Raw genomic sequence first — 15213 nt, forward strand, 5'->3', positions numbered from 1 at the left:
AACGTGTTCACGACAACAAGCCTTGTAAATGGCGATAAAGTAGAAGTTCAGCTTACTTCCAACCTTGGCTGCCTGATTGGTACCAACCCATTCACATCGAATGTAATCACGATGGTGATCAAACCGATCCCTACGCCGGTAATCAATGAAGGCGACCAGACCATCTGTTCACCGAACACATTTACCTTCACGGCAGCAGTGGGGGCTGGCAATAGCTACCAGTGGTATAAAGATGGCATAGCGATCAGCGGAGCAACAAATGCAACGTATGTGGCAGACCGCAGCGGGGTGTACACGATCAATGAAGACAACGGAACATGTAACCTTCTTTCACAGCCGGCCACACTGGATGTAGTAGCGACACCGGTTGCAGATGCTGGAGCAGACATCTACATCAAGGAAGGTGACCTTGGCAGATTGAATGGCAGCGGGGGTGCGTTATACACCTGGACACCTGCCATAGGCCTGAGCGATGTGAACAGCAATACACCTACATTTACAGCAGACCAGAACATTACGTATACGTTAAAAGTAGCCGATGCGAGCAATACCTGCAGCAGCACTGACCAGGTGAATGTATTTGTAGAAAAAGCAATCGTAATACCGAATGTTATAACGGTTAACGGAGATGGCACGAACGATACCTGGGAAATCAAGAATATCGAGAGCTTCCCGAACGCAGAGTTCCTGATCTACAACCGTTGGGGCAACCTGGTTTGGAAGAGCTCAGGCTATCCGAAGAAGTGGGATGGATCGAATTACCGTAATGGTGAAGTGTTACCGGAAGGAACCTATTTCTACATCATCAATTTACATAGCCAGATCTTTACAGAGCCATACACAGGCTGGGTACAGATTGTGAAGTAATAATTAAAAAATATACATGATCAGGTTACTTTTTGGGCCTGATCATGTAATTAGTATAGAAAATAAATGTATCCGGGCAACCTTCGGAATAATTTAGGAGTTACAGGAATAACAAGAATAATTAGAAACTATAAATAGCTGTTTAATGAAGAAGTATTATTTATCGGTGTTATTGGTAAGCATGCTTGCACTAAGTGGTATGGCTCAACAGCGTCCGCAATATACGCAGTACATGATCAACCCATTTTTGCTGAACCCAGCAGTTTCAGGGACAGAAGATTATGCTGATATGCGTGCAGGTTACCGTAAGCAGTGGACAGGCTTTGACGGATCTCCGCGTACCATGTATCTGAGTGCACATACCAATATCGGTAAGCACCTGGTAACAAATAACCGCAGTAGAAACAAAAAGAATGGTTTCCATGGTGTTGGTGGTGTAATAACCAATGATGCGATCGGTCCCACTACTACTACTACATTCAGCGGAGCATACTCTTATCACATAAAGATGAGCAAAAAAGTATTCGCATCTTTAGGAGTAATGGGTGGTTTCAACCAGTTTACGCTTGATGCGGGTAAACTTCAGCCAGGCCAGTCAAATGATGCTTCTATTTCAGCCGGTGTTTCAAAGATCGGCATGGGAGACATCACCGTTGGTGCCTGGGTATATGGCGATAAATTCTATGCCGGTGCTTCTATGGCTCAGCTGGCACCAAGTCTTGCATTTACAAAATCAAGCAATTCAGTAGACCAGTATTCATTAACACACCATTACTTCATTATGGCAGGTTACAGAATACCTTTGGGTTACGACTTTACCTTTATTCCATCATTCTGTATCAAAGGAGCAACTCCTGCACCGCTTTCATTTGATATCAATGCTAAGGTTCGTTACAAAGATTTTGCATGGGCAGGTATTTCATACAGAAACAGAGATGCGGTTGCTGCAATGGTTGGTGTGATCATCAACAATACATTTGACATCAGCTATTCATATGATTATATCACAAGTGATATTAATAAATACACAGGTGGTTCACATGAGATTGTGATTGGTTACAGATTAAGACCACAAGGCAGAATTATTTGTCCGTCTAACTTCTGGTAAGAAATCGTCCGGTCATAAAGACATTACATTATACTAAGAGGTCACGTTAAACAACGTGACCTCTTAGTATTTATACAGGATTTAATTCATAGCAAATGAATCTGGAACAAGCGAGGGAATTAATAGCAGCCAGCGATCTGCCTGCTGAAATAAAAGACGAGTGTACAATCGTTTTTGATCTGTTAGATGTTTCTTCTGATAAGCCTCAATTAAAAAATGTAGCCTTATTAGTGTCAGCAATGACATTGGAAAAAGCATTCAGAATTGTTTTATATGCAGAGTATAAAACAATTACTAAAATCAAGTTTTCTATATTGATTGATAAAGCTCAGCAGCTGGAATATATTTCAAAAGCAACCGCTGACCAGCTGCGTCAACTGAAGAATAACAGGAATGCTCATGCCCATCAGCGTTTGCTGGTAACAGATGATGAGCAGGAATTGATTTCAATCCCTGCAATCATGGAATGCGTCTACTCAATCTTTACAATCTATTACCAGAGATTTCCTGAACAAAAGCAGAATGAACAGCATGTAGCGGAGTAATTTTTAGTGTGCTTCCAGCCAGTTGTTTCCAATGCCGATTCCTATTTCCATTGGCACATCCAGTGGTATAGCATGCTTCATGAACGATTCAACATTTGTCTTTAACAAATCAAGTTCATCTTTATGGGCATCAAAAAGCAATTCATCATGTACCTGCAGAATCATTTTTGATTGTAGATTCTCTTCTTTCATCCAATGCTGAATATTAATCATAGCAACTTTGATCATATCAGCAGCGCTACCCTGGATCGGAGCATTGATGGCGTTCCGTTCCGCAAAACCACGCATCGTCATATTACGGGAATTAATATCGCGCAGGAATCTTCTTCTGCCGAGAATAGTTTCAACATATTCAACTTCACGTGCTGTGTTTACGCAATTGTCCATATATGATTTCACAGCAGGAAATTCTGTAAAATACGAAGTAATAATTTCAGCAGCTTCCTTACGTGGAATAGATAAGCGTTGTGATAAACCAAAAGCGCTTATTCCATAGATGATCCCGAAGTTTACCATTTTTGCTTTACGACGCATGTCTGATGTTACGTCTTCAAGGGCTACGCGGAATACTTTGCTGGCAGTAGTGCTGTGGATATCAACACCATTTTTAAAAGCGGAAAGCATACTTTCATCTTTACTGAAGGCTGCCATGATACGTAATTCGATCTGTGAATAATCGGCAGATAAAATCACATGGTCTTGATCACGCGCAACAAAAGCTCGACGGATTTCTTTTCCCCGGTCGGTACGGATCGGAATATTCTGAAGATTGGGATTGGTAGAACTTAAGCGGCCGGTTGCTGCAACAGCCTGGTTGAAGGACGTATGAACCCTGCCGTCTGCTCCCAGCAGTTGCGGCAGCGCATCAACATATGTAGATTTTAATTTCTGGAACTCTCTGTAATTTAAAATATCTGAGAGGATAGGATGGTCACTGTCGAGCTTTGTAAGTACTTCTTCACCGGTTGCATATTGCCCGGTCTTGGTCTTTTTGGCATTGGGATCTAATTTTAATCTGTCGAATAAAATTTCGCCAAGCTGTTTGGGGGAAGAGATATTGAATTCTGTTCCGGCGTGCAGGTAGATTTGTTTTTCGACAGAAGAAATTTCTGTCTGCAGCAATGCAGAGAATTCAGCCAGCGCCTGTGTATCAATTTTTACTCCGTTCAGCTCCATGTCTGCAAGTACTTCGCTGAGCGGCATTTCAACATTGTTAAATAAAGATTCAAGTTTTTGATCTTTAATTAACGGGTTAAAGAAATTATATAACTGATAAGTAATGTCTGCATCTTCAGCAGCATATTCCGTAATTGCTTTAATGTCTACATCGCGCATGTTGCTTTGCTTCACACCTTTCTTACCGATCAGCTGTTCAATGGAAACCGGACTATAGTTCAGATAAACTTCTGCAAGCGTATCCATACCGTGGCGCATTTCAGGTTCGAGCAGGTAATGTGCAAGCATGGTATCAAACAACGGACCTGCAACCAGGAACTCATATTTCTTTAATACCAGTAGGTCGTACTTCAAATTCTGACCGACTTTAGTGATAGAAGTATTACTGAATGCAGGCTGCAGCATGTCCAGTATTTTCTTCGTACGAATCTGGTCGCTGGTAAGAGGAATATAATACGCTTCGTGTTTTTGAAATGAAATAGCAAGGCCTACAAGTTCGGCCTCAAGTGCATTAAGGGAAGTCGTTTCAGTATCAAAGCAGAAAGACTCCTGCAGCAAAAGTAAGTTGTTGAGGCGAATAATATCAGTTTCTGATTCTACTGTATAGTAATCATGCAGTACGGTATCGATTGAATCACGCACAACCGTTTCTGTTACTTCACCTTTATCATTGATTTCGGCGGCAACAGTCTCTGCGGCCTCCATGCCAAAGAGCCCCATTTGTCCGCTTGCAGCAGTGGGTGAAGTTTTTTTAGCAGGTTTACTTTCCGGCTTTTTTTCAGGTTCAGCAGTCGTTGCTGTATTTCCGAACAAACGTTTTTTTAATGTCCGGAATTCTAATTCATCAAACAATCTGTCTAATGCTTCAACATTATATTCTTTTACGCGAAGCGCTTCTTCATCAAACGCAATAGGAACTTCGCAGTGGATCGTTGCCAGCTCTTTTGATAGCAGACCCTGGTCGGCAAAGTTGATTACGTTTTCCTTTTGTTTTCCTTTTAGCTGGTCTGCATTTTTGATCAGGTTTTCGACCGACCCGAATTCTGCAATCAACTTCTGGGCCGTTTTCTCTCCAATGCCGGGGATACCCGGAATGTTGTCGACGGTATCACCCTGCAGACCCAGGATATCGCGCACCTGGTCTACGTGCTGAATATTAAAGCGCTCCAATACTTTTTTGATATCATAGATCTCGACTTCATTGCCCATATATGCCGGACGATACAGGAACACATGCTCGTTTACAAGCTGCATGTAATCCTTATCCATCGTCATCATGTAAACATCAAAACCCAGTGGCGGCGCAACTTTTGAAAATGTACCAACGATATCATCGGCTTCATAACCGGGTACACCAAGGATAGGAATATTCATACCTTCCAGCAAGCGGTAGATGTAAGGTATCGCTGTAGTAATATCTTCAGGCTGTTCCTGGCGGTTGGCTTTGTATTCAGTAAAGTTATCGTGACGGAATGTAGGCCCGTGCAGGTCAAAAGCAACACCAATGTGCGTAGGTTTTTCCTTCAGTAATATTTCAAGAAGACTGTTTGTAAAACCAAACACAGCACCGGTGCTGATGCCGGTGGATGTAATGCGGGGATTTTTACTAAAAGCAAAGTGGGCACGATAGATTAGTGCCATGGCATCCAATAAAAACAATTTTTTCATGCGTAGTCAATTAATATATTGTTGCGCAGTATTACAGAGCAGACTGTAATACTCGTCCGGATACATTTTAGAATTTCAAGTTAGTCAATAAATAGAACAGATAACAGGTCTCAGCAGGGCATAACGGTTATTTAAATTTATGCCTGAAGACTTACCAAATATTTTATATTTTTGAACAAGATAAAAGAGATACATTTATGGCACTTATAAGAGGAGTTCGTGGAAAGAAGCCGGTGTTTGGCGCTAATTGCTGGCTTGCGGAAAATGCAACCATTGTTGGTGAAGTTGAAATGGGAGAATCGTGCAGTGTTTGGTTTAATGCAGTGATTCGCGGAGATGTGAATTATATTAAGATTGGCAATAAGGTTAATATTCAGGATGGGGCCTGTATCCATTGTACGTTTGAAAAGCATGCTACGGTGATTGGTGATAATGTATCCATTGGCCATAATGCAATTGTGCATGGTTGTACGGTTGAAGAAAACGTACTCATAGGCATGGGGGCCATTGTAATGGATCGTTGTTATATAGAAAAGAATTCATTGATAGCCGCAGGCTCTGTTTTACTCGAAGGCACGCGGGTAGAAAGCGGTTCTTTGTATGCGGGCGTGCCGGCAAAAAAGGTGAAGGATTTAACGCCGGAACATTTTAAGACTATTATTGAGCGGATTTCCAATAATTATGTCATGTATTCCGGCTGGTTTAAGGACGAAGAATAATGGCTAACTTTTCAACAAATATGATTTTTCCGTAAAACTTACTTAAAAACAAGTACCTTTTTTCAAACTATTTCATAAATCCTGCGTAAGAGACAATGCAACATATTTAATATTTTAAAACTATAACCAAATTTTATTCTTATGGATTCTACACAAGTTGTTGATTACAGCGCAAGTTCAGACACAATTATTACAACTACATCAGCAGGCTTATCTCAGCAGGATGCAGATCTTATGGCAACCATGATACAGGCAATGGGCGCAGCGTTCATTGGTATTCTGATATTCTTTATTGCAATGATGATTTTTATGATTGTCTGCAATTGGATTATTTTTGAAAAAGCAGGCAGAAAAGGATGGGAATCAATTGTTCCATACTACAATATCTATGTGCTGTTCCAGTTTATCGGAAGATCGCTTTGGAACATCCTCTGGATATTTTTACCTATCGTCGGAATCATTGTATTCCTGATTAAGATGAATGTTTCACTTGCAAAATCCTTTGGAAAAGGAACCGGTTTTGCATTGGGATTAATTTTCTTAAGCCCGATTTTCCATGCAATCCTTGCGTTTGACAAGTCAATCGTATACGTAGGTCCGAATGGTGTTCCTACGGACCAAGGTTCAGGTGCATTAGATAGTGATATATAATTCTGAATTACAAAAGTATTTTAAAAGGTCCCGCCGGAAGCGTGGCCTATTTTGTTTGTATATTTTTCAGGCAAAATTTGAATAGGCTTGATAATTGTAGTATTATTAAAAACTTAAATCTATACCGTATGAGATATTTAATTGGATTAGTTGCCGTATTGGGATTCAGCATTTTGTCTCAGGCACAAAGCGCGTTGCCAATTGACGCTACCACAAACAAAGTTACCTGGCAGGAAACTGTTCCGCTGGATAGTATAAGCCGTGATGATATGTTTGATCGCTGCAAACGCTGGCTGGCCCACTATTATAAAATTGAATCCTTTACTGTCGACAGTAAAGTAAGTTATACGGTGGCAACCAATGCAAGCTTTAATGTGAACCTGACTTACGATTTCAAATATAAATCGCAAAACAATGTTTCTTATACGATCACGCTGAACCAAAAAGAAGGCAAGTATAGAGTAACGATCACAGATTTTATGTTTTACAAAACAGCTTCCGGAGTTAAAACACAGATTCCGTTGGAGCAGGCATATGCGAAGATGACCAGCCAGAACAAAGGGGAAACAACAACCCAGGTAAAAGCTGAAATCGACAAAGTATTAGCAGACCTGAAATTATTCATGGAAAAAGGATTTGTAAAAACAGAAGAAGATTGGTAGGACAAGTGAAATTCCAAACTCCAAATTCCAAAAAAAACAAAGACAAAGACAAAATAAAAAACGCAGTGGAGATATTCTTTCCACTGCGTTTTTTATTTTGTCTGGAACCTGAGAACTAGTAACTGGCAGTATTACTCCAGCACGATCGGGAAATCACTGCCGCGTGAGAACGTATATGGGAACTGAAGTTTGCCGCTGTACTTGGCGTTAAGTTCCGGTACCTGGTCATCCAGGTACGATTTCAATTCATAGATCGTAATCTTACCGTCTTTAGGAGCACCGTCGGCCTTGCCATTTAAAGCATCCAGCAGTACGTATGTAAACAAGCCATGTTTCAATTCAAGGATTTCCTTTGCATTCTGCTCACTGCCTGCAGATGCCAGCACATGTATGCCTGCGCCGCGTGAAAGCTGGGCAAAAGCTTTTTCTTCACTGGCACCACGCATGGCAAGGATCTCAACGGAACCACCCGACTGGCAGGCATCCATGATGATGATCTGTTTCAGTGCTTTGATATTTTTAAAGCCAGCCTGCATGGTCTCCGCAGATAGTGCATTGGCACTGGTGGCCTGGTACATGCTGATACATTCTACCGGTATGAAAAAGAAATTCTGATCTACCATGCAGCCGTGACCTGCATAATAAAAAATAAATACATCATTGATCGATACATGATTCTCAAGGCTCTTTAACGTATCAAGCACATTCTGGCGGGTTGCAGCGGCGTCATAAAGCGCATGGATTTTCACTTTCTGATATAAGGTTGCGCCGTTCTTTTTTACAGATTCTGCAAACGATTCAGCATCTGCACGTGCATAGTTTAATGTGTATGCAGGGTTTTTGTATTTATCGACACCAATCACAAACACATGACAAACCGCAGCGCTCGGCGCTTTTTCGGAGAATACAGAAACGGTTATGGCTGCCGATTCGATTTTTCCTTTGCTGATTCCGACTACGCTGAATTGATTCGTTCCTTTCACCAGGCTGGCTGTTGTTGTATAGACGGTGTAATTGCCTTTTCCCGGAGTAAGTTTTCCCGAATCAAAAGATACCGGCATGTTTTTTCCGTTGTGCGACAAGCGTATTTCACTTAAACCACCGCCTTCATCAATGACTTTAATATTTACAGATACCTGTAAGCCATCTTCAGATTGTATGCAGGCGAGTTTAACGATTGGCGGCGGTGAAAGCTGTAACGTGTTGTCAACATCCTGTCCCATGCCGGTTGGCGAAGAACCGCGGTTTACAAAGAGCTGTTGAATCAGATCCGGTCTGTAGTATTCAAAGAACTGGTCAGGAGCATAAACATCCATGCCTTTTACAAAGTGAATATCAGAGCGTGCTTTTTCTGTAGCGCTGAAGTAGCCCTGAGGCGTGCGTGCCATCCATTCACGGGAACTGATGTGAACATGTTCATAGAATTCAAGTCCTGATTCCAGGTTCCAGCATTTAACTACCCCATCAGCACCGTAAGATACCAGCATCTTCCCGTCTTTGCTGAGCGACAAGGAACTGACTTCTGCCTGATGGCCGGTTAATGTTTTTACTACCTGGCCGGATTGAATATCCCAGATGCGGATGATACGATCACTACCACCTGTGATGATGCGTTTTGCATCAGCAGTATATATGGCACTGTGCAGCATGCCGCGCGCGCCTTTGAATTTCTGAATCATCATGCCGGTTGTTATGTCCCATATCCGTGCAGTACCGTCCCAGGAAGCCGTTAATGCTTTATTCGGATCTGTGCCGAAGGCAATGGAAGAGACCACGTCTGTATGGCCGACAAAAGTCAATACAGTCTGTTTAGTATCCGGTTCGCGCAGTTCAAGAGCGTTATTCAGCATGCCGCACAGTAGGTACAAACCATTTGGTGTAAAGGAAATGCTGTAACAGGCAGTTTCTTTCAGGTCAATCTCTGAAGACAGTTCCGCTGTTTCGGTGTTGTATACCGCAATATATCCATCCCACGATGCGGTTGATACGTATTGTCCGTCACGACTTACCGATACATCAAAGATCGGTTCACGGTGAGGTTTCATGCGGTTGATCAATGCTCCTGTTTTTGTGTTCCATAAAAGAACTTCTCCGGCACCATCGGCGGTAGCAAGTACAGCGCCGTCTGCAGATTGATCCATACTGATTACTGCTTTGCTATGGCCCTCATACAATTTGCTTGGCGCACCGGTTGAAATATTCCATTGAATGGCGTTGACACCTGTTTTACCTGTAATAAAAGATTTATCGTCTTTGGTCAGGAGCAATTCATTTTTCAGGCGAAGAAAGCGTGCTATGCGATGTTCCCAGTAATTATCTTCATTGTAGTTGATGCCACCTTTGTCTTGCTCCTGTAATGCCCCCTGGTATCTTTTCGTGATTTTGCCCGAAGCAGTTTCCATGGCCCAGGCAGTCATGTTATCAGACGCTACAAGAATTTCTTTTTCATCCAGCGAGAGTACAATTTCGTTAACAGTTGCGAAGTCCGGTAGTTTGTATGAAGCCACAGCTTTTGATGACACAGAAAATTTGGATAGCGTACTATCGGTTGCTGCAAATACATTCAATCCATCTTTTGAAACGGACAATCCGCGGAGATAGTCAACCTCTTCGCCGTAGGTTTTGACAAGTGTACCGCTGGTCAGATCGTATTGAGATAACTTGTCGTTATGTGAAAGTTTGAAAAGGTATTTATTATCCGGACTGAATTTAAGGTACGTGCCGCAGCCTCCGCACCAGCCTTCCGCAGGTTTTAAGGTATATACCAGTTCCCAGTTTGATGTGCGGTATACGCTGGCTGTTTTATTATCTTCTCCGATTGCCAGCCATTTCCCGTCGTTACTGTATTCTAAGCTGATGCCATATTGCGAACCCTGGTCTGCGTTCACAGGAATACGCTTCAGTAACTTGCCTGCAGGGATGCTATAGATAGAAGCTGAATCAGGGTAACCAGCATATATGAATGACTTGCCATCCGGATTAAAAGCAACATCGGTGATATACGTTTCACTTTTGGGAGAAGTAAAAATTTCTTTACCCGTTAAAATATCCCATACACGGGCGGTTCCGTCGGCACTGCTGGTTGCGAGGTATTTGCCATCCTGACTGAAAGATAAACCATTCACGGTATGCTCATGTCCCATCAGACTACGGATCTCCATGCCTGTCTGGTAGTCCCACAGCTTGACTGTTTTATCGCGGCTGCCGGTAGCTGCAATCTTTCCGTCAGGACTTATCGCTACAGCTTTTACAGCAGCAGAATGTCCCTTTTGAATCACCGTTTCAAGTTTTGTGATTGGCGTCTGTGCAAATAAGTTTTTGCAGAAGAAAAAAGTTAAAAACACAAATAACGATTTCATATTAATATACATCTATTTTATGTGGAAGTAAGTTAGAGAAAAGATTTGAAATGCCTGGTATTCAATGTATATCCGAAGAATAGAAATAAATATTTTTCAGGCCTTATACCGCTACTGATTATTTTTTAAAGTATTTTAGTTATAAATCGAAAAACAATATGCATTACATACTTTTGCTTTCACATTCTACTTTGCGCTGGGCAGTTCTTGCAACCGTGCTTTTTACACTTGTCCGCAGTTATTATGGTTGGCTGGGCAACAAACCGTTTACAGGTACCGATCATATGTTGCGTATTGTAACACTTTCGGTTGTTCATATACAGGCATTGATCGGAATTGTTTTATATACCATCAGTCCGGTGATCAGATATTTTTTCAGCAACTTCAAAGAAGCCGTTCATGATAAAGAATTCCGGTTTTTCGGTATGGAACATTCGCTTATGATGATCACGGCTGTTGTTTTAATTACTGTTGCCTCCGTTAAAAGTAAGCGTAAATTAACCGACCAGGGAAAATTCAAAACGATGGCAATCTGGTTTACAGTTGCGGTGTTGATTATTCTCTTTTCAATTCCATGGAATTTCGGCACCATCACAGCAAACAGGCCGTTGTTCCGTGGGTTTTGATTCAATCATTTAATTAGTCGTTTATGCAGATAAAGATCAGGAAAAAAACTAAACATAAATTGCGAAAGCCAGGCCTATCACCCGGCGAGCTGAGTGGTTTTGAACATACAAACGAATCGGAAGATGCGGAAATTTCCCTGATCCGTTTCAGCGAAACAGAAATTGAGGAATGCAAGGTTGCTTCTGTTGATGACATGGTTGTGCCTGCTGCAGACGATAAACAGGTGTATTGGTATAACATTGACGGTGTAAACAACCCCAACCAGTTGTTGCAGATAGAAAAGAAATATAACCTGCACCCCTTGCTGATGGAAGATGTTGCCAGCGCCGAACAGCGGCCCAAGATGGATGATTACGACAACTGTTTATTTTTAACAGCAAAAATGATCCGTGCAGATGAAGCCTCAGAAAGTATTTATGCCGAGCAGGTCAGTTTTGTCGTTTTCAAAAATCTGATCTTGTCCTTTCAGGAAAAAAATAAAGCAGGTGATGTCTTTGATCCTAACAGAGAACGACTGCGTCTGAACAAAGGCCGGATGCGTCGCATGGGTAGCGATTATTTATTGTACAGCTTATTGGATACCATTGTCGATCATTATTTTGTGATTATGGAATATGTTGGCGACAAGCTTGAGATCATTGAGCAGGAAATGTTGTCAAATCCGGCTCCGGAGAAATTAAAAGAATTATATAAATTCAGAAGAGAGTTAATTTATTTACGCAAATCTGTCTGGCCGCTGCGCGAAGTAATTGTTAAGCTTGAACGTGATGAATGCTGCATGATCAGCGAAGAGGTAAAGCCATTCCTGCGCGATGTTTACGATCACACCATACAAGTGATTGAAACGGTAGAATCAACCCGCGATATCCTTTCCGGCATTGTAGATGTTTATCTGTCTTCAGTAAGTAACCGAATGAATAGTGTAATGAAAGTGCTTACCATCATATCAACGATTTTCATGCCGCTGGCATTTATTACTGGTTTGTATGGAATGAATTTTGACAATATGCCCGAACTGCATAATCCAAATGGCTATTATGTTGTTATTGGGGTTTGTGTTGGCATTGCAATTGGAATGATCGCGTATTTCCAGCGGAAAAAATGGTTGTAAAAAATTCATCCCATGTAAAAAGCGGTTTACATGGGATGAATCAATTATTATTCGACATCAAGAATTTCAATGTAATAATAAAGCGTAGCATCAGGAGCGATTTGCCCGTCTACACCTTTTTTTCCATGGCCTAAGTGAGGGGGAATAATACAGTAGAATTTCTCACCTTCGCTCATGTGTTTTACAATTTCATCCAAACCATCGATAAAATTGTTTTTATCAACCTTGAAAGAAATCGGTTTACCAAGTTCATTTGATTCAACCACTCTTCCTGTTTCTGATCTTCTGGCATAAACAAATTTCACTGTTTGCATAGAAGTGGGATGGACGCCGTTACCGGGTCTTATAGAGACGTATTTAATACCATTAGCAGTTGTTAATGTATCAGCAGCTGAAGCAGTGAAGGCAGTTAATATAAAGCCTCCGATAAGAAGAATTGGGAGTAGGAACTTTTTCATATGATTCGATCAGTTTACATTTCGTGTTTGAACATTTACTTGGTGGATTTAACGTTTACAATTGTTAAGACGTTATTTAACATTTGTAAATAATCTTACATTAAAACTGGTCAAAAATGATTTAAATGGGGTTTTAAAATTACCCCAAAAGTACATGTGGGTATTCAAATTATCGAATTCTATCAATCTTTAAAAATAGGTGTTTGAACATTTAAATGCAGTTTTTAAGGTTTGAGGAGCATATTGGAGTACATCGATCAGGATTTTGGCGGGTATAAAAAATGATTTATCTAACCAGATCAGACATTAAAAAAAGCGTCTCTTTTATAAAGAGACGCTTTTGATATCGGCAGAATGAATTAAAGTTTATTTAATATCAACGATTTCAATGTAAAAATATAAGGTGGAATTAGGTGCAATTAAGCCTTCAACGCCCTTTTTACCATAACCAAGTTCCGGAGGAATAATGCAGTACCACTTTTCGCCTTTACTCATTTGTTTCACTGCTTCGTCCCAGCCCGGAATAACTTCATGATTGTCTACCTGAAATTTGAACGGTTTACCACCCGTATTAGTCTCAACAACTCTGCCGGTTGAAGATAAACGGCTATAAATAACCTTAACGCTTTGTCCGGCAACCGGATGAATGCCATCGCCGGCCTTTACACGAATATATTTAATACCACCTGCAGTGGTTAATGTGTCGCTTGCAGAAGCGTTTATACCGGTAAGCAACAACGCTCCGATACAGAATAGTGCTGAAAGGATTTTTTTCATGGTTTGTAAGTTGGTTAATATTGTTTTAACGGTGACGATCGTTTTTCGTTCCGGCCAGTTCATCTCTATAATATTAAGAAGATTTATTTCAGGAATTAAAAAAAACTCAGGATATTGAATAGAGTAACAAAAGAGGGAATTTTTATGACAACACGTATTGAAAAGGACACGATGGGTGAAGTAGCCGTACCAGCGGATAAATACTGGGGGGCACAAACACAACGTTCCATTGATAATTTCAAGATCGGCGGACTGTCTACACACATGCCCATTGAAATCATATATGCCTTTGCTATTTTGAAAAAAGCGGCTGCGCAGACGAATCTAGAACTGGGTGTATTACCAAAAGATAAAGCGGAAATCATTCAAACGGTTTGCGATGAAATTATTGCCGGCAAACTCGATGATCAGTTTCCATTGGTTGTATGGCAGACCGGTTCGGGTACGCAAAGCAATATGAATGTAAATGAAGTAATCGCGAATCGTGGGCACGTATTGCTGGGTGGAAATCTGACAGATGAAAAAAAACATATACATCCCAATGACGATGTAAACAAATCACAATCTTCGAACGATACCTTCCCGACGGCCATGCATATTGCCGCATATACCATGCTAATACATTCGACTTTAACGGGAATGGAGCAATTGCGGCAGACATTAAAAAATAAATCAGAACAATTTTCTGCCATCGTAAAAATTGGTCGTACGCATTTCATGGATGCAACGCCTTTAACCTTAGGGCAGGAGTTTTCCGGCTATGCTGCACAGCTGGCTTATGCGCAGCAAACCATTCAACATACTCTGAAGCATCTTGCAGAACTGGCGCTTGGCGGTACAGCCGTGGGTACGGGCATCAATACACCGGAAGGGTATGATGTACTTGTTGCGAAACACATTGCCGTTCTTACAGGACTTCCTTTTGTTACTGCACCTAATAAGTTTGAAGCATTGGCTACACACGATGCCCTTGTGGAGGCGCATGCCGCATTAAAAACTGCTGCGGTTAGTCTGATGAAAATTGCCAACGATGTGCGCATGCTGGCATCAGGTCCGCGCTGCGGCATCGGGGAAATACTCATTCCGGATAATGAGCCCGGCTCATCAATCATGCCGGGTAAAGTAAACCCTACACAGGTAGAAGCTATGACCATGGTTTGCGCGCAGGTCATGGGAAATGATGTTGCCATTGGTATCGGCGGATCCATGGGGCATTTTGAACTGAATGTTTTTAAGCCGGTGATCATTTATAACTTTCTGCAATCCGCACGTTTGCTCGGGGATGCGTGCCGCTCATTCAATGAAAAATGTGCCGTTGGTATTGAGCCCAATCACAAACGTATTCAGCAGAATTTAGAGAACTCGCTGATGCTGGTTACGGCATTGAATACACATATAGGTTATGATAAGGCCGCGCAGATTGCAAAGCATGCACATAAAAATTCGCTTACCCTGAGAGAGGCAGCTTTGGCTTTAGGCTATGTA

Annotated in this window: 13 protein-coding genes; 9 read left to right on the plus strand and 4 right to left on the minus strand. The window is 41.5% G+C overall.

The features are described 5' to 3' along the window. The 3 genes from ACTHJT_RS03835 to ACTHJT_RS03845 form a co-directional block, all read left to right on the plus strand. Positions 1-867 (plus strand): gliding motility-associated C-terminal domain-containing protein (locus tag ACTHJT_RS03835; RefSeq protein ID WP_440236476.1); only part of this gene is annotated, 867 nt, incomplete at its 5' end. A gap of 145 nt (positions 868-1012) precedes the next feature. Next, positions 1013-1975: a PorP/SprF family type IX secretion system membrane protein gene (locus ACTHJT_RS03840; RefSeq protein ID WP_440236478.1), complete on the plus strand. Its 963-nt coding sequence runs from the start codon at positions 1013-1015 to the stop codon at positions 1973-1975. A gap of 95 nt (positions 1976-2070) precedes the next feature. Next, positions 2071-2520: a hypothetical protein gene (locus ACTHJT_RS03845; RefSeq protein WP_440236479.1), complete on the plus strand. Its 450-nt coding sequence runs from the start codon at positions 2071-2073 to the stop codon at positions 2518-2520. Positions 2521-2523: 3 nt separating this feature from the next. On the opposite strand, the gene polA is transcribed toward ACTHJT_RS03845, so the two are convergent. Next, positions 2524-5364, minus strand: coding sequence for a DNA polymerase I (gene polA / locus ACTHJT_RS03850; RefSeq protein ID WP_440236480.1), 2841 nt, complete (start codon positions 5362-5364; stop codon positions 2524-2526). Positions 5365-5561: 197 nt separating this feature from the next. Here polA and ACTHJT_RS03855 point away from each other — a divergent pair, with 197 nt between their 5' ends. From ACTHJT_RS03855 to ACTHJT_RS03865, 3 genes are all read left to right on the plus strand, one after another. Continuing rightward, positions 5562-6083 carry a gamma carbonic anhydrase family protein gene (locus ACTHJT_RS03855; protein WP_440236481.1) on the plus strand — a complete coding sequence of 174 codons (522 nt, stop codon included), beginning with the start codon at positions 5562-5564 and terminating at the stop codon, positions 6081-6083. Between the two features lie 141 nt (positions 6084-6224). Further along, entirely contained in the window at positions 6225-6734 is a 510-nt protein-coding gene (locus ACTHJT_RS03860) for a DUF5684 domain-containing protein (RefSeq protein WP_440236482.1), read from the plus strand. 128 nt (positions 6735-6862) lie between these two features. After that, entirely contained in the window at positions 6863-7396 is a 534-nt protein-coding gene (locus ACTHJT_RS03865; RefSeq protein ID WP_440236483.1) for a DUF4468 domain-containing protein, read from the plus strand. A 131-nt stretch (positions 7397-7527) separates the two neighbouring features. Here the strand turns inward: ACTHJT_RS03865 and ACTHJT_RS03870 are convergent, their stop codons facing one another. After that, on the minus strand, positions 7528-10755 hold the full coding sequence (locus ACTHJT_RS03870) for a caspase family protein (RefSeq protein ID WP_440236485.1): 3228 nt from the start codon (positions 10753-10755) through the stop codon (positions 7528-7530). Positions 10756-10913: 158 nt separating this feature from the next. On the opposite strand from ACTHJT_RS03870, the gene ACTHJT_RS03875 reads away from it, so the two are divergent. Both ACTHJT_RS03875 and corA read left to right on the plus strand, forming a co-directional pair. Then, entirely contained in the window at positions 10914-11381 is a 468-nt protein-coding gene (locus ACTHJT_RS03875; RefSeq protein ID WP_440236486.1) for a hypothetical protein, read from the plus strand. Between the two features lie 59 nt (positions 11382-11440). After that, a complete protein-coding gene (gene corA / locus ACTHJT_RS03880; protein WP_440236487.1) occupies positions 11441-12493 on the plus strand; it encodes a magnesium/cobalt transporter CorA in 1053 nt (350 codons plus the stop codon). Between the two features lie 47 nt (positions 12494-12540). On the opposite strand, the gene ACTHJT_RS03885 is transcribed toward corA, so the two are convergent. Next, positions 12541-12951: an FKBP-type peptidyl-prolyl cis-trans isomerase gene (locus tag ACTHJT_RS03885; RefSeq protein ID WP_440236489.1), complete on the minus strand. Its 411-nt coding sequence runs from the start codon at positions 12949-12951 to the stop codon at positions 12541-12543. 366 nt (positions 12952-13317) lie between these two features. Beyond that, the gene (locus ACTHJT_RS03890) at positions 13318-13728 is read right to left on the minus strand and encodes an FKBP-type peptidyl-prolyl cis-trans isomerase (RefSeq protein ID WP_440236491.1); all 411 of its coding nucleotides are present in this window, start codon (positions 13726-13728) and stop codon (positions 13318-13320) included. A gap of 144 nt (positions 13729-13872) precedes the next feature. Here ACTHJT_RS03890 and fumC point away from each other — a divergent pair. Then, the coding region (gene fumC, locus ACTHJT_RS03895) for a class II fumarate hydratase (RefSeq protein WP_440236493.1) at positions 13873-15213 on the plus strand (1341 nt) is incomplete at its 3' end.

This window comes from Cytophaga sp. (genome assembly GCF_051961495.1).
Classification (GTDB): Bacteria; Bacteroidota; Bacteroidia; order Cytophagales; family Cytophagaceae; genus Cytophaga.